The following is a 17679-nucleotide window of genomic DNA, read 5'->3' on the forward strand; positions in this document are numbered from 1 at the left end:
CACGCCGAGCAGCCGGAGGAATTCTGGTCGGGATGCGGGGACAGCCATGGATACGAGCCCGATCCCTGGAGACACGTCATTCGTCACGCGCAGGAGGATCTCCTACGGTTGACGGTTGGCCATTGACGGTTGGCGCCTTTGCATGGCCGCCGGGACCGCGCGACGGACGTCGGCTAGGACCCGTGCTTGCGGTCCCGTTGCATGAGCTTGTCGGTCCATGCCAACAGAATGGCCGATCCGAGAAATGTCATGTGGATCAGGATCTGCCATTGAATGTGTTCCGGCGGCACGTTGCTCACGTTGACGAAGGCTTTCAGCAGGTGGATGCTCGAAATGCCGATCAGCGAAGCGGCGAGCTTGACCTTGATCGTGCCCGGGTCGACGTGGCTGAGCCAGTCCGGCCGGTCCGGATGGCCATCGAGATCCAGCTTGCTGACGAAGGTGGCGTAGCCGCCGATCACGACCATGGTCAGCAAATTGGCGACCATGGTGATGTCGATCAGGGACAGCACGCCGAGCATGAAGACGGTCTCGGAGATGTCTCCGATGTGATGCACCATCTCCCAGAGTTCGACCAGGAACTTGTAGGCGTAAAGCAGTTCCGCGACGATCAGGCCGCCGTACAGCGGAGCCTGAATCCAGCGGCTGGCGAAGACGACGGTCTCAAACGCCTGCTCGACTCGCGGCACGGCGGCGGCATGGAGACGGGGTTGTACCGGGTGCCCGTGGTCGTGGTGCGAGTCAGCCAACCAAACGCCTCACGGATGGATCAACGTGGAAATCAACGGGACGGCGGGAGCCTTGGTCTTCGCGCAAGACAGACGCGCAATCGACGAACCGGGCGTATCGTAGCCATCTCGCCCGTCTCTGTCAATGCGCATTTCTGAACGGGCGACTCGGGGTCGCCGGTCCAGGCTGCGTCACTCGGTGAATGACCCGAGCCCGTTGCGTCCCTGCTCGACGTAGAAGGCGGCGGCCTGGGAGCGCCGCGTGATGCCGAGTTTGTCGTACATGTTCGCGAGATAATTTTTCACGGTCTTCTCGCTCAGGTGCATGGCGAGCGCGATTTCCTTGTTCGTCTTTCCTTGGGCGATGAGCGGGAGAATGCGCTCTTCCTGAGGGGACAAGCGACGGGCTTTCGAGGTGGCATGTTTCGCGGCGAGATTGCGCAGCCACGACAGGGTTTTCTTGGCCACCGTGGGGTCGAGCAGCGATTCTCCCGAGGCGACGGCCCGGATCGTATCGACGAGCGTGCTGGTGCGGATGTCCTTCAGCACGTAGCCGTGCGCGCCCGCCAGGACGGCGGCGCGCACCGTGTCTTCGTCCGCGTAGCTCGTGAGAAACAGCACGCGCGTCTCAGGGCAGGCCGACAGGATATCCCGGCAGATGTCGATGCCGCTGCGGTCCGGCAGTCGGATGTCGAGCAGGACGACGTCCGGCTTCAGGCGGGCGGCTTCGGCCAGACCCCTTCCGGCGGTGTCCGAGGCGCCGACCATCCGGATATCCGGCACCAATTGGAGCACGCTGCGAATGCCGGCCAGGACCACCTCGTGATCGTCGACGACCAGCACGGAGATGGCGCGCGGCTTGGCCTTACTCATGCGAGCCTCCCTGGGGCAGTTCGATCACAACCGTGGTCCCTCGCCCCACGCGCGACTGCACGAGGAATCGGCCCCCCATCCTTGCGGCGCGCGCCGTCATATTGTTCAGGCCGAAGCCGGAGGGCTTGACCGTCGCCGGATCGAACCCCGATCCGTTGTCCCCGATCTCAAGGCGGACCCCGCCGCGATACCGGCGCAGACGGACGCGCACTTCGCGGGCCCGCCCGTGCCGGATCGAATTGCTGACCGCTTCGCGAGCCAGATTCAGAAGATGCAAGCGTTGCTGCTGCGTGAGCGGCGCCACCGCCTTGGGAGAGACCTGTACCACAAACTGGGTCTGGCAGGAACTGCCGTAGACGCCGATCACCGACCTGAGCGCCTCCTTGAACCGATCACCCTCCAACGAATCGAAGTGCAACCCGGTGATGAAACTGCGCACCTCTTCGATCGTGCGGTTGAGCTGCGAGATGGAATGGGCAAACTCCCGCTTGGCCTTGCGCGGCGCGGCGTCCATGAGCCGGCCGGCCGTATCGAGCCCCAAACCGACGCCGTAGAGGGATTGCAGGATGCCGTCATGCAGATCCTGGCTCAGGCGCTCGCGTTCTTCCAAGGCGAGACGAAGATGCTCTTCGCTCCGGCGCAGCGCCTGTTCGCCGGCTCTGCGCTCGGTGATGTCGGTGGCGATCACAAGGACCTGATCCGCCACCCCCTGCTCGTTGGTGAGGGGTCGTTTCACGGTCTGCAACCAGCGGACCTTGCCCGTTGAATCGGTGAGGGGTTCCTCTCGAATGAAGATCTCCGCTCCGGTGTCGAAGACGCGCAAATCCATATCCCGAAAGTGCGCCAGCTCCTTCCGGTTGATGCTGAAATCCGCATCCGTCTTGCCGACCAGGGCTTCGACCGTGGTCCCATAGGCGTCGGCCACCGCCTGGTTGGCCAGGGTGAACCGCCCGTTCCGATCCTTGGCCAGGACAAAATTGGGACTCAAATCGATGACCTGGCGGAGGAAGGCCCGTTGTTTGCGCAGGGAGGCTTCCGCCTCTTTGCGCGACGTAATTTCTTCGAGGATGCCGAAAATGCTCGTGATCCGGCCGTTCTGATCCCGGGAGATGGCGGGCCACAGGCTGATGTCGATCAGGCGGCCGTCCTTGCGTTGCCGGCGCAGTTCGATGCCAGGTTGAACGAGTCCCGCGAGGCCCCTCTCCCACATGGCATCGGCCTCCTGTTCCATGCCGGACGGCACATATGGAAGCTCGCGTCCCAGCACCTCCTGCTCCGACCATCCGAATATCCGTTCCGCCGCGGGATTCCATCGGATGACCTGGCCCTGCTCATTCAGGCTCACGATGGCCAGGGGAGAGAGCCGGACCAGCGTTTCGAGTTGGTCGGTCGTGTTCCGCAATTGTTCCTCGGCGCGCCGCCGTTCCGCCTCCGCCTGTTCGAATTCAGTCACGTCCCGGCAGTCGATCAAAGCGACGGGAGAACCGTCGGCATTCTTGATGACGCGCACCGTTTCCTCGACCCAGAGTTCCGTACCGTCTTTGCGGATCTTTCGGAGTTTCCAATGATGGATCTCGTGCGGAGCCTGAAACGCCCGCTCCAGCGCGTTGCCGGCAGGGCCCTGTTGGTCCTCGGGAAAGACCTGGAGAACGGAAGAGCCGATCAGCTCATGCGGCTCGAATCCCAGTTGGCGGGCGCCGAAGCGATTGACCGAGAGGACGGACCCGGTTTGGTCCACGGTGAAGTACATCGAGGGCGTGTCTTCATAGAGGGTCCGAAACCGTTCCTCGCTGAGGCGGAGGGCGGCGTTGGCGGTCTCCAGACTCTTGGTGCGCTCGAACATCCGAGCTTCAAGTTCGCGGTTTGCCCGGCGGAGTTCCTCCTCCGCCTCCCTGGCCGCCGTCATATCCCGCGCGATGACGGCCGCCGCCTCGACGGTTCCGTCCGGACCCCTGAGGGGGGAATAGCGCACCGCCATATATTTGGGGTCGATCGCTCGGAAGGTGAACCATGCGTCGTCGGCCACCTCTTCCCCCTTGAAACATCGGTCGAGCTGGGGCTTGACCAGGTTCCTAAAGGTGTCTTGGCCGAGGATGTCGGCCACATGGGCGCCGAGAATCCGATCTTCCGGCATGCCGTGCGCACGCAGATACATGGGATTTACCCGCCGGTAGCGGTAATCCGGGCCGACGATCGAGATAAGGTCCGGGACGACCTCCATGACCTGCTGGACGAATCGGCGCTGGTCGTCCTGCGTTGTCCGTTGTCCGGTGAGGTCACGGAATATGCCGACCGTGCCGGCCACGGCGCCGTTCCGGTCGGCGATGGCGAACATCGAGATGTCGAGGGAGAGGGCGCGCCCGGTCTTGGTCCGGGCCACGATCTCGCCCCGGAACATGCCGTTCGCCGCCAGTTGCCGGCCGATGGCGGCATAGGCGGGTTGCCCCATAGCAAGCGCGGGCGTGTGGCCGTACAGATCCTCATCGGTATATTCGAGCAGGCCGGCATGGGCGGGATTCTGTTCCGCGTATCGGCCCTGATCATCGAGAAAGACCATGGCCTCGACCGATTGGAGGAACAGAGCCCGGTACCGATTCAAGACGTCGCAGGCCGGCGATTGCGACAACTGCCGTTCCAACTCGGTGACGCGCAGGCGGAGCTGGAAGACCTCGGTTAGGAGAGGATCGTCCACTGACTGGGAAGGGGCCATGATGTTCTCCCTTGCAAAGGCGCGCGGTTTCCTCCCCGGCGTCTTGCCGACGCCTGGTTGGGCAGGTGGGAGCTTGGACTATACGGGAATCAGCCGTCAAGATCGCCAGGGAAATGTGGCCCTAGTGTCGTGCGTCTAACGCTTCTTGACATTTCACGTTCGCCCTGAGCTCGTCGAAGGGCGTGTGGTTCCGACGGCTTCGGTTCGTGCTTCGACAGGCTCAGCACGAACGGGTGCAAAGCCATTTCTGACGCAACACTAGGATGTGAGGGAAAGAGGGGGGCCGAACGAGCCGGCCGCGGTGTTTGAGGTCAGGTCGGAGATGAGACCCGCATCGTCTGCCACCTTGGCCGCATATTCCCGCCGCACGAGATCGACGAATGTGTCCAGTTCGAACGGCTTGGCAATGGTGCAATGAAACCCGTTGGCGCCGTTCAGGTGAGGGGAGTGGGCCGGCTCTGCGCGGCCGGGATCGCCCGAGAGGAGGATGAAACGAGACCGGGTCTGCGGAAATTCCTGCTTGAACCGGCGGAGCGTGGTCGGACCGTCACATTCCGGCATAGACAGGTCGAGCAGCACGATGTCAGCCGGCGCGGTCCGGTAACGCTCCAGCGCCTCCCGGCCGTTCGAGGCCTCGGATACCTGAAATCCTTCCCGTTCCAGCGAAAAACGGATCAAACTGCGCAGCGGCTCCAGATCATCGACGATCAAGACGGAAGGCATAGCGTGATCTCCCCTTCACGGCCTGGACCGGGGGATGGTTCCATCAGCCAGGTTCAACACGATAACGTAACTGTACCACCTGTTCAGGCGATCACGTAGGGAAAGAGGGTGGTGGACGACGAAGGAAAATGGTCCTATTCAGATAGGGCTAAGCTCAGAATCCGGTTTGACTCTTGCGCAGTAAGTCCCTAAGCTGCGGAACCAGTTTCTGCCAAGCCGCCGACACCGAGACGATCGATAAGGACGGGAAGACCGATGATGAAGCCGAGAAATGCGGGCGGGATTATAACCATTGTGCTAGTGGTTTGTACAGTGGGATGTGCCAGCGAGCGGTCACTAGGGCCGTTCGGCCCCGATGATCCGGAAACGCCGGTCACCAAGACTTCGTTGCCTGCGGTGGTTCCACCGGTCCATCTCCTGCAGTTCGACGACGCGGGTCAGGGAGATCTGATGTTGCCGCGCGGAAGCAGTCATCCGGGTCTGCTTGCCGCCGGAGCATCCGGTGTCGCTCCCGATGAGCAGGCCGTCAGCAAACTCCAGACCGCGGCGTTGGCCGATCCTCGGGTTCAGGCGGCATTGGGCGACCGGTTCCGATTGGTGGAGGCCGATCAGGTCGAGACGACATCACCGAGGTCCGGGTGCTGTCCCGCTCCCAGCCATCCAAGCCGGCTTGTTTTTTACAGCTATGGGACGGATACCAGCGTGGAGGTCTGGCTGCGGGGAGATCGAGTGATCGCCGTCACGCCGCGTCCGGGCTATCAACCTCCGGAGACCCAGGAGGAGGTGGCGGAGGCGGTGTCCTTGGCTCGCCAGGATCGGCGATTGGAAGGCAAGCTGGAGGGGTTGGACGGACATGGCATCCTGACTCAGCCGGCGCGCGGGTGGCTGTGGGACGATGCGGGGCAAGGCCATCGGGTGATCTGGGTGACCTTTTCCAAAGGCTTGGAGGGGCGCCCGCTCTATGGGGCGCTGGTCGATCTGAGCGCGCGCAAGGTTCTGAAGGCCAGGGAAGAACCATCACACTAAGGTGAGCTCATGAAACGGACGGCGGTCGGCATCATGGTCGGCGCGGTGATCGGGGTCTCGTTGCTGCTCGGCGCTCGGGCCTGGGCGGAGCCTTCGGGCGGACACATCGACTGGGAGTCCTGGTCCCTCGACTGGGAAGTCAAAGGCAATACGGGGTTGGCGCTCCGTCACGTGACCTACAAGAACGATCTCATCCTTGGCAAGGCCAGCATGCCGGTCCTGCGCGTCAAATATGACAAGGAACGGGTCTGGTGGAATCCCTTTTCCTGGTTCGGGTCCCGCGAGGAAACCGGCCGCTGCGGACCGTTCCAAGATCGCCTCTCCTGGACCAACAGCATTCCCATCACCTCTTGCAACGGCAAGAAGGTTTGTACGAGGGAACATACTATCGAGGGCCTGAAGTGGCTCGAACTCGGGCTCTATGCGCGGATCGGGGAATACCACATCTATCAGGCCTGGTATCTCTCGGCGGACGGCGAAATCCATCCGGTCGTGCAGAGCCGGGGCCTGTCCTGCGTCACCAATCACGTGCACCATCCCTATTGGAGGCTGGATTTCGACGTGGCCGGCCGCGGTCTGGATCAGGTGTTCGTCCGCAACGAAGGGGCGCCGGACGAAGGCTGGGGACCTGGGTGGCACAAGTATACGAACGAGGTGAATACGTTCAAACAGACGGCCACCAACCGGGTCTGGTTCGTGCGGGACTATCCGACCGGCCGAGGCGTGTGGGTGATTCCCGGATACGGCTATGAGCCGATCAAGGATGACGGCGTGCGCGACGAGTTTTCAGATCGCGATGTGTCGATCAGGCGGGCCAGGGCCGACGAAGACCTCCCCTGGCTGTTCGGGGCGCGCGGAGAACTCGCCTTCGATCAAGATCATGAGGGGGTTCAGGAGCAGGATATCCTGTTCTGGTATGTGGCCCACCTCCCGCATCCGGCGGCCCTGGGCCCCACTGCTTGGTTGGCCGTCGGGCCGGTCATCCGCGTGGAATAGCGACCTATCCACGGCGGGACGAAGGGGCGACAATCGTGATTCGTCACCCGTCAATCTGGGAGGTACTCGACACCGAGCACCGGCTCTCCTCTCGCCGGACGATTGACCTATGACGGTTGACGCCTGACGGCATTCGAATCAGGCAGCGGCCAGCTTCAGGCCCACCTTGAGCGCAATCTTCGTCATCGCGATCGCGCCGTCCAGCAAGGCCGCCTTGCGCTTTTTTGAAGCCGTGTCCAGCATCGCGCGCTCCAAGAGGCGCTTCAGCTCCTCCACCTCCGCCTCGCTGAACGAGATCACCTTCTGCACCGTCGTGTCGTAGGTGTTCGCCATCGCGAGATACAGCTTGGCCCGGTGACTGTGAAAGAGGCCGACGAGTTCAGGCTCATCGCTGAACAGCATGATCTTCTTCCCGTTCTCCCCGATCTCTTGCAGGATCTTCTCCTGGGTCGCCCGGATGTCCTGGTCCTTGTCGATGGCGAATTTGGCCTGCCCGAGAGTCTTGATCAAGTCCTCCGTATCGGTGCGGGAGACTTCGAGCCGGTTGGCGAGCTTCTGCAATTCGGTCAGCGCGCCTTCGCCGGTTTCCATGACCTCTTTGATCAGCTTGTCGTTGCCCCTCATGAAGTTGACCACGCCTTCCAGCGAACGAGTAATGCTCATGGCAATCCCCCCGTACCAACATACCAACCTTCGGTTGAGCCGGCGGCTCATCGGGCGAAGCCCTTCTTCGTTGCCGCCGCCGGAGAAACACATCCAGTGATTCTCTTCGCTTTGCTTCAAACCAACCTTCGCTTGATCCGCCGGCTCTTCGCTCGGCTCCGTCAATCTTTCTTGACGCGCTCCAGCAACTCGACCAGATCCATGGTCAAGGAGCGCGTGGATTCGAGCGTCCGTCCGCGCAGGAATGAAAAGTTCAGCGCCTCGTCCAGGGCATCGTTCACGCTGCGGGAAGTTTGCAATACCCGGGCGATATGGTCGGAAGAACCGGGCGCCTGTTCCGCCAATGCGGCTATAAGCTGCGGATCCACGGAAGCGAACACGGATTGGTCCGCATAGCGGCGGAGTTGCTGGTGGAGCGTGGCCAAGGCTTTCCAGGAATCGCCGAGCCCGGCTGCCACCTCCTGGAGGGCGCAAAAGTCCTCGTGAAATTGGTCGTTCACCCGCTTCTGGAGGCCCTCGTACTGAGCCAGGTACAGCGTGCCGAGCAGATAGGTGGCCGAATGGGCGTCCTGGCCGCGCTTCTTTTCGATATTCTGATAGGACGAAAACACCACGTGGTGGAGCGCTTCGACCTTTTGGAGCTCCTTGCCTGCTTTGTTGAGCTCCTCAATGGCCTTCTTGAGGTAGTCAATCCGCTCGTCGGTCTGCTTTTCGAATAGGGCGATGTTGGTCTGGGCCCGATCGATCGTGGCCCCTTCTTTGTGAATGAGGTCCCGGACGGCTCCGCTATGAATGGCCGAACAGCCGGTGGCCAGGGCCAAGACCGCAAGCGCGCTGACGATGGTGACGGGTCGTTTCGGCATGGCAGTCTCCCTTCTCATGATCGGCCTGCTCAACGAGTCGCCTTGACGGCTTCGGCCAGTTGCCTGATGTCTTCTGGTTTCACGGTCACGTCGATGTCCAGGTATTCCTTGACCGTGGCGTTGATGCGGCGAAGCGCTGCGATGTTGGTCCGGTAGTCGTCATAGGCACCGGTGTCGAGGGGGCGAACTTCGGCCAGGTAACTCTTCTCGACCGAGGCGTCGATCAGCGCGACCAACCCGGGCAAGGCCTGCACGAGACCGCTCATCGTACCGTTCCCTTTTGTGAAGATGGGCTGATTATTCGGGCCGGACCGAGCCGGCAACTCGGCCAACCGCACCTCGTTGATCAGCTTGACGACGTCAGGCCCCAACTCATTGGCGGCTGTTTCCGCGCGGAGCTGCTGCTTCTCGGCCGCGTCGGACGGAAACGGATCGGTGGTGGCCCATTTCAGGGCCAGGCTGAGTTTGAGCCTGGTTTCGATCAGTTTCTGCCAGTGGGCGAACCGGTGGTTCACACTCTCCAGCAGCTCGCGGTATTGCTCCATCAGTTGCGCGTTCTGTTGATAGGCCTGGTCCTTGGCAATCAGGGCCTGTTTCACCTCGGGCGGCGTTGCGCAGCCGGAAAGCAGGCCCAAGAGCAGGCCGGCCGCGAAGAGACGAGTCGATGTCATGGTTATCCCTCCATACCAAGCTTTGCTAGAACCGGCGGCTCTGTTGCGCTTTATCGCAATATGACGGCGCCGGAGAAATCCATCCAGTGGTTCTCTTTGTCTTTTTTCATACCAGCTTTTGGTTGAACCGGCCGCCCAATAGATTGCTCTTGGCGGCCGGAGAAAAACACCTCCAGGGCTTTGGGCCGATAGCTTCGATTGAACCGGCGCGACTGTCCTCTCTGCGCGACCGCCGTCCGATAGGGCAGCCCACTTTGTGGTGGAGTCCTCCCTTCAAGATCAGCAAGGCCTGTGCCAATGGGGCTATGGGCGCGGGATCGGAAATGGCGGAGGAGACGGCTTGGTTCGGCGGTCTGATCACGACGGACAATGACCAAAGCGCTTGCCGCGCTCCGGTCACTGTATCCAATTGGATACCGACCGTATCTTTCTGTACCGGATAACATGAGATTTGGCAGGTGGTCGCCGGCATGATGGAGAAGCGATGTTATGCCGGAGGAAGGGCAGCGTCAATCAAAACTATTGGCGGGAGGATCAGCAGAAGCGGAAGAATGGGCGCCGTCGATGGAACCGGGGTGCAACCAAGGAAAGGCGGGTGAGCCGGCGGTCAGGACTCTTTCGCCGCCTGCCTGAGCGCCTCCACGGTCTTGGATGCGAGACCGGCTTCGCGCAATTCTTCGTCCGATGCCTGCGTGACCGCTTCTGCGCTGCCGAACTGCTCGAGCAGCCGCTTGCGCGTGATCTCGCCGATACCGATGACCTGATCAAGCTTCGACGAGGTCAAAGCCTTGCTGCGGAGCGTCCGGTGGTATTTGACGGCAAAGCGATGGGCTTCGTCCCTGATACGCTGGACCAGATGGGTGGCGGGCGAGGTCGGGTGCAGAATGATCGGGTTCTTGCGGCCAGGGAGGAAGATGCGCTCTTCCTTGTCGCCGCGCGCTTTGGCGAGCCCGATGATCGGTAATCGAGACAGGCCGACCTGCCTGAGCCCGTCGATGGCGGCGGCCAATTGGCCGAGCCCGCCGTCGATCAGGATCAGGTCCGGTTGCGGCAGCTCCTCCGCCTGGCCATACCGGCGCATGACGACTTCTTGAATGCTGGCAAAGTCGTTGGCGCCCTGCACTGTCTTGATCCGGAACTTGCGGTAGTCCGATTTTTTCATCTCGCCCTGCTCCCAGACCACCATCGACCCGACGGACTGGTCGCCGAGGATGTTGGAGATGTCGAACCCTTCGATCCGGTTGGGGATCTCCTCCAGCCGGAGCAATCGCTTCAGCTCGGCGGTGGCCTGCCGGTCGGTTTCCTCATCCCGCAGATGCTCGACCAGGGCCGCCAGCGCGTTTTCTTCCGCCAACTGAACAAGCTGGTGCTTCGTCCCTCGTTCCGGCGCCACGATGCGGACCGTGTCTCCTTTTTTCTCGGAGAGCCAGGTCTCAAAGAGGGCGGCCTCCGGCAGGGGGCAGGGAATCAGCAGCTCCTTGGGAGGCTGGCCGTCCTTGTTGTAGAACTGCTCGATGGTCGAGACCACCAGCTCTTCATCGGGCGTGTTGGCGCCGGTCGGCCAGTAAAAGTCCTTGCGGCCGATCAGCAGGCCTCCCCGCACGAAGAGCAGTTGCAGGTCCACCGCCGCGCCGCGCCGCGCCAGTCCGATCACGTCCTGATCCACGGAGGCGATTTGGGTGATTCGTTGCTTCTCCAGCGTCCGTTGAATCTTCAACAGCCGGTCGCGGAGCCTGGCGGCCTCCTCGAATTCCTCCCGCTCGGCTGCCGCCTCCATCTGAGCCCGCAGGTCGTCCAGGAGTTCGCGGTCCCGGCCTTCCAGAAACTGCCGGACCTGCTTCACGATCTTGTGATAGTCCTCTTTGGTCTGGTTGCCCGTGCAGGGCGCCATGCAACGTTTGATCTCGAACTCGATGCAGGCCCGCTCTGCGGTTCCGTCGATGTCGATCTTGCAGGTCGCCAGCGGAAAGGCCCGCTTGATGATTTTCAAGGTTTCGCGGAGCGCCCCGGCGGGCGTGTAGGGGCCGTAATAGAGCGCGCCGTCCTTCTGGACGCGACGGACGATCGAGAAGCGCGGAAAGTCCTCTTTGATCGGCAACCGCAGGTAGGGGTACTGTTTGTCGTCGCGCAGGACGACGTTGAAGCGCGGACGATGCCGCTTGATCAGGTTGCTCTCAAGGATCAGCGCTTCCAGCTCCGATCGGGTGACGATGGTTTCAAGGTCCGCCACCTGATCGACCAGCAGGGCGGTCTTCGGGTTGTGGTCGCCGCTTCGCTGAAAATAAGACCGGACGCGGTGGGCCAGCACGGCGGCCTTGCCGATGTAGAGGATATCCCCCCTGGCGTTTTTGAACAGGTAGACCCCGGGCTGAGCCGGCAGGTGGTCGAGTTTGGATTGCAGGACGTCGGTCGTCATACGTCAACCGTCATTCGTCAACCGTAAGAATAACAGGAACAGAGCGTCCATTTCTTCCGGTTGACGTGTGACGAGTGACGGTTGACGGCGGCTCTACTTGAGCCCACGCACAAATGAGGGACTGAGCGTTCCTCGCGCGACCTCCGCGACGGGCCCCTTCATGGTCAGATTAAACTCCTTGTCGACGTCGATGTGCAGCGTGCCGCCGGGCATATTCACGGTCACGGGGCTCTGAACGAGTCCTAGCTTCACGCCCGCGCTGGCCGCGGCGCAGGAGGACGAGCCGGAGGCCTGCGTCTCGCCGGCGCCGCGCTCCCAGATCAGGATGAAGATCTCGCGTTGGCCGGTCGGCACGGCGAGCTGCACGTTAGTTCGTCGTGGAAACAAGGCGTGATTCTCCAGCGCCGGTCCAAGCGCCAGCAACTCCTCGCGGCTCCATTGCTCACCGGCCGGTTTGAAGACCACGCAGTGGGGATTCCCAACGCTGACTCCCGTGAAGTGGAGGCGTTGTCCGGCCGCCTCGATCGGCTGATCGACTAGCTCCTCCACCGCCAACGAGCAGGGAAGGGCGCCGGGCGCGAAGGTCGCCCGGCCCATCTCGACGGTGACGGAGGCGGCATCGCCGTTCCGGTCCACGTGCAGGGTACAGGTCACCAGGCCGCCGATGGTTTCGACCGTGAATCGAGTCTTGCGTGTCTTCTGCGTGGCGTGGAGGTACCGGGCGAAAATGCGGAGGCCATTGCCGGATTTTTCAGCTTCGCTGCCGTCCGGATTGAAAATCCTTAGGCCGAAATCGGCTTTCTTCGACGGGGCCAGCACCAGGATGCCGTCGCTGCCGAGTCCCCAATGCCGGTCGCAGATGGCGCGGATGGCCTTCGGCGTCAGCTTAAAGCCGAGTTCCTTGGGATCCATCACCAGATAGTCGTTGCCCAACCCATGACCACGGAAAAAGCCGTTCTTCATCTGTCCGCTCCTTGTCAAAAAGCGTCAATCGTCAAGCGTCACCCGTCAATCGGAGGAGAGAAAGTACTTGGGAAAGGAGGAGATCGTAACGGGGGAAGGCGTCAATCGTCAAAGGTCAATCGTCAATCGAGTGGAGAAGGTACCGCGTTGATGGTAAGGATGGCAACCCTATCAATCTGGGGAATTGCTGTTAAGCCGACGCTTGACTGATAGCGAATGACGCTTCACGAATGACGAGTGACGGCTGACGCTTGACGAGGCGTTACACCAGCGCGACGCCCGGCGGCCGCTCGATCAACTCGACCTCATAGCCGTCCGGCGCATTGATGAAGATGAAGCGGCTTCCGGAGGAGGTGCGCGTCGGCCCGTCGGTGATGGGAATGCCCATGGCATTGAGCGAGGCGATCGTGTCGTCAAGGTTTTCGACCTGGAAGGCCAGATGGACCAGGTCCTCCTGCACGGTCACCGGTCCGCTCGGAGGGAAGCTGCAGAGTTCGATCAATTCCTCGCTGTTGGGAACCTTCAAGAAGGCCAGGTGAGACCCGCGGGGCGAGACCTTGCGCTCCATCACCTCCAGGCCCAGGACCTTGGTATAAAACGAAATGGTTTCGTCCATGTCGCTCACCCGCATGCGGGTGTGTAATAGCTTCTTAACCTTCATCGCGCTGTCTCCATGCCGTCATTCGTCACTCGTCAGCCGTCAATCGCAAGAAGATCAACGCGCCTCGATGCCCCATCCTCACGTTTGACGCATGACGGTTGACGCATTACGTGGCTGTCCGCGCCGGTCCCACCGTCTTGCGCACCAGGATTTCCGCGCTGCCCGGAATCAGAAAATCTTTGATGGCGCCGACCTCCTGGTAGCCATGTTTCTTGTAGAACTGCCTCGCGCTCAGGTTGAAGTCCGACACGCAGGCGAACAGGTTGGTGCCCCGCGCGAAGGTGATTGACTCAAGGTGGGTAAGGAGCTGGCCGCCGAGCTGACGCCCCCGCGCCCAGCCTGCGACGGCGAACAGTTCGAGATAGTCGCCGAATAGAAAGCGGGGCCGCAGCACGGCAAAGCCCGCCACCCTCCCGTCGATCTCCAGCACGTAGCCCTCGCGGCCTTGGGAGAGGACGGAGAAATAAGTGTCCCAGTCCTCCGCTTCGTAGCCCAGCCGTTTCCAGGGATCGGAGGTCAGGAGAATGTCGAGCACAGCCTGCCGGTCCTGCTCGGCGAACGGCCTGACGCGGGATCGATCTATGGGGTCGGCTTCCGGCATGTCAGCAGCTCCGTGACGGTCACGGCGCGCAGTTGCGCGCGGGGCAGGACCGTCTCGTCCAAGGCTTGGATCACTTCGCGGGTGTGTTTGCCCTTGCCGTTGGCATGGAACACGACGATGCTGCCTGGGCGGAGCCGCCGCGCCACCCGGTCGAGGATGGCATCGGCCGGGAGCGTGGGATCAGGATCGCCGGAGACGAGGTTCCACAGGATGAACTGAAGTCCCAGCGATTTCACAACCCGCACTGTGACGTCGTCATACTCTCCGTAGGGAGGGCGGAACAGGCCGGCGGAGAGGTGATAACGGGAGCGCATCAACGACACGGCGCGGGAGATTTCCGCTTGTTGCCCCGGTTCATCCAATAACGGGAGATGGGCATGGTCCTCGCCGTGGGTGCCGATCTCGAAAAACGGCACGGCCTGAAGCGCGCGTACGTCCTCCTGGTGTTGCTCGGCCCAACGGCCGGACACGAAGAAGGTCGCCGGAATCTCCCGGGCCTTGAGGTAATCGATCAGGGCTGCGTCAAAACCGGGCTTGGCGCGCACCGGGCAGAGGTCGAACGTCAGCGCAATGCTCCGGCAGGAAGGAGGCCCGGAGGTGATGACGTCTGATTGGCCCGCATGGATCGGGTGCGCCGACGCTGACACGCCTGTGAGGATCAGCAGGATAACAAGGCCGATACGATACCAGTTGGCGGATTGCATCAGCGGGAGTATACCTGAAGCCACGATCCACGGCATCTGTCGGCGCAAGTCGCAAGGAGCCATTGAATCGGTTGACTGGTCCTTTCGGCGCCTGCTAGGTTGATTGAAAAGGTCGCATCCGTCGAATCGGTTTCAGGAGAACAGGACGCATGTTTCAGTTTACCAGCGGACAGGGGTGGCAGATCGGCCGGATCTTCGGGATTCCGATCGTCATCCACGTCTCCTGGTTGTTGGTGTTTGCGTTCGTCACTTGGACCTTGGCGACGGCCTACCTGCCGGCGGCGCTTCCCGGCCAATCAGGCCCTCGCTATTGGGCCATGGGAGGCATGGCGGCTCTGCTGTTGTTCCTGTCGGTGCTGCTGCATGAGTTGGGGCATTGTTGGGTGGCGTTGCGCTATCATGTGCCGATCGGCCAGATCACGCTCTTTGTGTTCGGCGGCGTCGCGCACATGAAGAAGGAACCGCCGACTCCGAAGGCGGAGTTCCTCATCGCCATCGCCGGGCCGATCGTCAGTTTCGGCTTGGGCGCGGCCTGTCTCGGATTCGGCATCGTGAACGATCTGGCCGGGCTCCGTCCGGACCTGCACGGCCTCACGGTGCTCGGCTGGCTCCTCGGTACCGTGAACCTCCAGATCGGCCTGTTCAACCTCATCCCCGGGTTCCCGCTGGACGGGGGACGAGCCCTGCGCGCGGGACTCTGGGCCTGGTCCAAGGATTTTTACGCCGCGACCAGGCGGTCCGCTGTTGCGGGCCTTGCCTTCGGGGTGCTGCTGAGCTGCCTGGGCGGGTCGCTCATGCTCGGCGCGGGCCTGCACCTGTTGGAAGCCTCGCTGATCACCACCGGCATGTGGGTGGCGATGATCGGCCTGTTCCTGTTTGCGACCGCCAAGGGCACGCGCCAGCAGGCCGTCTTCCGCGAAACTCTGGCGCGCGTCACGGTGTCCGAGTTGGTGACGCCATCGGTGATTTCGGTGCCCGCAGCCCTCACCATTGAATCGGCCGTGAAGGGCTATTTCCTGCCGCACGGGTTTTCAGGATTCCCGGTGATGGAGCAGGATCGGTTGGTCGGCATGGTGACCGTGCAGGACCTGCAGCGCCTTCCTCAAACCCTCTGGCCCTGGCGGGAGGTCCGGAATGTGATGCGGCCCTGGAGCGCGGAAATGGAGATTGCGGCCGGCGCCAGCGCCCTTCACGCGCTGGAACAGATGGGAATGGCAAGTCTTGATCGGCTGATCGTCAGGCAGGATGGACGGATCGTCGGCGTGCTCACCCGCTCGGCCGTGTGGCGTTATCTGAATCTGCGCACGCAGGGCCGGTCTTCATCCACGGTTGATCCCCCGCAAGCCGCCTAGCGGGATGTTCAGGAAGGCTGCCAGCCTGGTGATCGCCGCGTCCCAAACTGTCGTCATGCGTCAAGCGTCATCCGTCAGTCGTCCGGGAAGAGGGAATGCCGTACCAGGCCTTGAGCACCTTCCCGATCGACGATTGACGAATCACGATGGTCGTCCGTTGCTATGCGGCGCTGGCCCGCCGCTTCCCCCGTCTGGCCGCAATTCCCGCCGAATCGTCCCGGCTGTCCGCCTTGGCCCCATAGAGCAGCGCGAGGTTCTGTGCGATGCTCACGCGGATGAGCGTGAGGCAGAGGATCGCGCCGTAGATGACGCAAAAAAAGTTGAATGCCACCGTGGAATAATCCGCCAGGATCAGCGGCATGAACAGGACGAAGATCGCGCTGGCGATCAAGAGGCCGAACAGGAGGCGCTGGCAGAAATGAAAGGTCGGCTGTTCATGGATCGGCGACAGCTCGGCGCGATACCGGCCGGCGCGGGCGGCCCGCGCCGCCCGGACCTGCTCTTCGGCTGGGCCGCGGGCGCGCGCGTGGAAGTACCCGGCGAGGATGACCACCCAAGGAGCCGACCAGAGGGGCCAATAGTCGTGTCCCAGGTACGTTTCGGACGAGACTAAAATGGCGAAGGACGGAGCATAGAAGAGCGCCAACACCAGCGGCGCCACCCGGTTGTCCTTCGGCGGTCCCTCTTCGTCTCGGCCCAGCGCGAGTTCCTGTTCGAACATCGGAAAGCCTCGCTTGACCAGAATCAAGGCCACGGCGGCGCTGACCACCTTGTCCGGGATATAGAGCAGGCAGGTTTGGAGCCAGCTCAACAGCCCGTCCCCCCAGCGCTGGACCGCCGTGCTTCCCACCAGTGAATCGAATTGGTACGAGAGGGCGTCCCTCCAGAGGGCCACGCCTTCCTGGAGCGTGCTGAGCAACATGGCGTTGAGCGCGATCCCGGAAGTCTGATCGACCACCGACTGCACGACCGTACCGGGGACGCTCATCACGCAGGCCCCCAGCAGGCCGAAGGTCAACAGGAATTGCAGATGGGACAGGACCGACGCATGGCCGGTCCTCAGGTAGGTCCGGAACTGATCGGTGCGGGCCAAGGATCCCCACACCAGGGCGCCGGTCATATTGACCAGCGACCAGGGAAAGATCAGGAGATCGGGATCATCCTGCGGATAGAGCAGCCAGTTGACCAGTGAATTGGTGAGCAGCGCCACCCCGGCGCCCCACCAGGGGCCGAGCAGGATGGCCGCGAACGCCGTGCCCACCATGTCGAAGAACAGGATGCTCTCCAGCCGCAGGCTGAGCAGCAACCCCACATAGTTCAAGAGGATGCCGGCGCCGAAGATCAACGCCAATTCGGACGGCACGAGATAGGCGGGAGCCGGCCCCAACCAGGCAGGCCACTGGATCGTCCAGAAGCGGTCGGACGGTTCGTCTTCCTCGGATTTGGCGGAGGACCGGAGGGGAGTGTCCTCACCGGCCTGTTCGAGCGCCCTGGCCTTGGCTGCGGCGGCCCGCTCGGTCCAGCCGATCAAGCGCTCGATGATGGTCAGGACCGCCGCGATGAACCCCGCGAGGGCTCCGGCCATGGCGATCGTTTCTCGTTCCATGTCGCGTCAGCGGTTCCGGTCACGAGGTAGTCGGGAAAGGCGGAGCCATTGTATCGCGGGATCAAAGGACCGCCTAGAAAAACGCCAAAACCCGCGCGCCGATTCGCCACAGGGGAAAGACGC

General features: G+C 62.3%; 16 protein-coding genes. 3 read left to right on the forward strand and 13 right to left on the reverse strand.

The genetic code is table 11. The features are described from left to right. Window positions 1-173: 173 nt before the first annotated feature. The 4 genes from QWI75_RS04250 to QWI75_RS04265 all read right to left on the reverse strand — a co-directional run bounded on the left by QWI75_RS04250 (window position 174) and on the right by QWI75_RS04265 (window position 5034). Window positions 174-689 (reverse strand): TIGR00645 family protein, encoded by a 516-nt coding sequence (locus QWI75_RS04250; protein ID WP_370693614.1) that lies wholly within the window; start codon window positions 687-689, stop codon window positions 174-176. A 231-nt stretch (window positions 690-920) separates the two neighbouring features. After that, entirely contained in the window at window positions 921-1601 is a 681-nt protein-coding gene (locus QWI75_RS04255) for a response regulator (RefSeq protein WP_289267449.1), read from the reverse strand. Then, window positions 1594-4311, reverse strand: a complete 2718-nt coding sequence (locus QWI75_RS04260) for a sensor histidine kinase (RefSeq protein ID WP_289267450.1) — start codon at window positions 4309-4311, stop codon at window positions 1594-1596. Before QWI75_RS04260 ends, QWI75_RS04255 begins: the two co-directional genes overlap by 8 nt. A gap of 258 nt (window positions 4312-4569) precedes the next feature. Further along, the gene (locus tag QWI75_RS04265) at window positions 4570-5034 is read right to left on the reverse strand and encodes a response regulator (protein WP_289267451.1); all 465 of its coding nucleotides are present in this window, start codon (window positions 5032-5034) and stop codon (window positions 4570-4572) included. A gap of 255 nt (window positions 5035-5289) precedes the next feature. Here QWI75_RS04265 and QWI75_RS04270 point away from each other — a divergent pair, with 255 nt between their 5' ends. Further along, the gene (locus tag QWI75_RS04270; protein ID WP_289267452.1) at window positions 5290-6060 is read left to right on the forward strand and encodes a hypothetical protein; all 771 of its coding nucleotides are present in this window, start codon (window positions 5290-5292) and stop codon (window positions 6058-6060) included. 9 nt (window positions 6061-6069) lie between these two features. Then, window positions 6070-7056, forward strand: a complete 987-nt coding sequence (locus QWI75_RS04275) for a hypothetical protein (RefSeq protein ID WP_289267453.1) — start codon at window positions 6070-6072, stop codon at window positions 7054-7056. A 138-nt stretch (window positions 7057-7194) separates the two neighbouring features. On the opposite strand, the gene QWI75_RS04280 is transcribed toward QWI75_RS04275, so the two are convergent. From QWI75_RS04280 to QWI75_RS04315, 8 genes are all read right to left on the reverse strand, one after another. After that, the gene (locus QWI75_RS04280) at window positions 7195-7719 is read right to left on the reverse strand and encodes a hypothetical protein (RefSeq protein WP_289267454.1); all 525 of its coding nucleotides are present in this window, start codon (window positions 7717-7719) and stop codon (window positions 7195-7197) included. Window positions 7720-7880: 161 nt separating this feature from the next. Next, window positions 7881-8582 carry a hypothetical protein gene (locus tag QWI75_RS04285; protein ID WP_289267455.1) on the reverse strand — a complete coding sequence of 234 codons (702 nt, stop codon included), beginning with the start codon at window positions 8580-8582 and terminating at the stop codon, window positions 7881-7883. Window positions 8583-8611: 29 nt separating this feature from the next. Continuing rightward, entirely contained in the window at window positions 8612-9253 is a 642-nt protein-coding gene (locus tag QWI75_RS04290) for a hypothetical protein (protein WP_289267456.1), read from the reverse strand. 607 nt (window positions 9254-9860) lie between these two features. Further along, window positions 9861-11669 (reverse strand): excinuclease ABC subunit UvrC, encoded by a 1809-nt coding sequence (gene uvrC, locus QWI75_RS04295; RefSeq protein ID WP_289267457.1) that lies wholly within the window; start codon window positions 11667-11669, stop codon window positions 9861-9863. A 93-nt stretch (window positions 11670-11762) separates the two neighbouring features. Next, entirely contained in the window at window positions 11763-12632 is an 870-nt protein-coding gene (gene dapF, locus QWI75_RS04300) for a diaminopimelate epimerase (RefSeq protein ID WP_289267458.1), read from the reverse strand. Between the two features lie 262 nt (window positions 12633-12894). Continuing rightward, complete coding sequence (locus QWI75_RS04305; RefSeq protein WP_289267459.1) at window positions 12895-13293, reverse strand: VOC family protein; 399 nt, start codon at window positions 13291-13293, stop codon at window positions 12895-12897. Window positions 13294-13399: 106 nt separating this feature from the next. After that, on the reverse strand, window positions 13400-13894 hold the full coding sequence (locus QWI75_RS04310) for a GNAT family N-acetyltransferase (RefSeq protein ID WP_289267460.1): 495 nt from the start codon (window positions 13892-13894) through the stop codon (window positions 13400-13402). Further along, the gene (locus QWI75_RS04315; protein WP_289267461.1) at window positions 13873-14598 is read right to left on the reverse strand and encodes a polysaccharide deacetylase family protein; all 726 of its coding nucleotides are present in this window, start codon (window positions 14596-14598) and stop codon (window positions 13873-13875) included. Before QWI75_RS04315 ends, QWI75_RS04310 begins: the two co-directional genes overlap by 22 nt. Window positions 14599-14747: 149 nt before the next feature. Between QWI75_RS04315 and QWI75_RS04320 the strand changes: the two genes are divergently transcribed. After that, window positions 14748-15950, forward strand: coding sequence for a site-2 protease family protein (locus QWI75_RS04320; protein WP_289267462.1), 1203 nt, complete (start codon window positions 14748-14750; stop codon window positions 15948-15950). A 160-nt stretch (window positions 15951-16110) separates the two neighbouring features. Here the strand turns inward: QWI75_RS04320 and QWI75_RS04325 are convergent, their stop codons facing one another. Then, the gene (locus QWI75_RS04325) at window positions 16111-17556 is read right to left on the reverse strand and encodes a hypothetical protein (protein WP_289267463.1); all 1446 of its coding nucleotides are present in this window, start codon (window positions 17554-17556) and stop codon (window positions 16111-16113) included. Between the last annotated feature and the right edge of the window lie 123 nt (window positions 17557-17679).

It is taken from the genome of Nitrospira tepida (genome assembly GCF_947241125.1).
GTDB lineage: Bacteria > Nitrospirota > Nitrospiria > Nitrospirales > Nitrospiraceae > Nitrospira_G > Nitrospira_G tepida.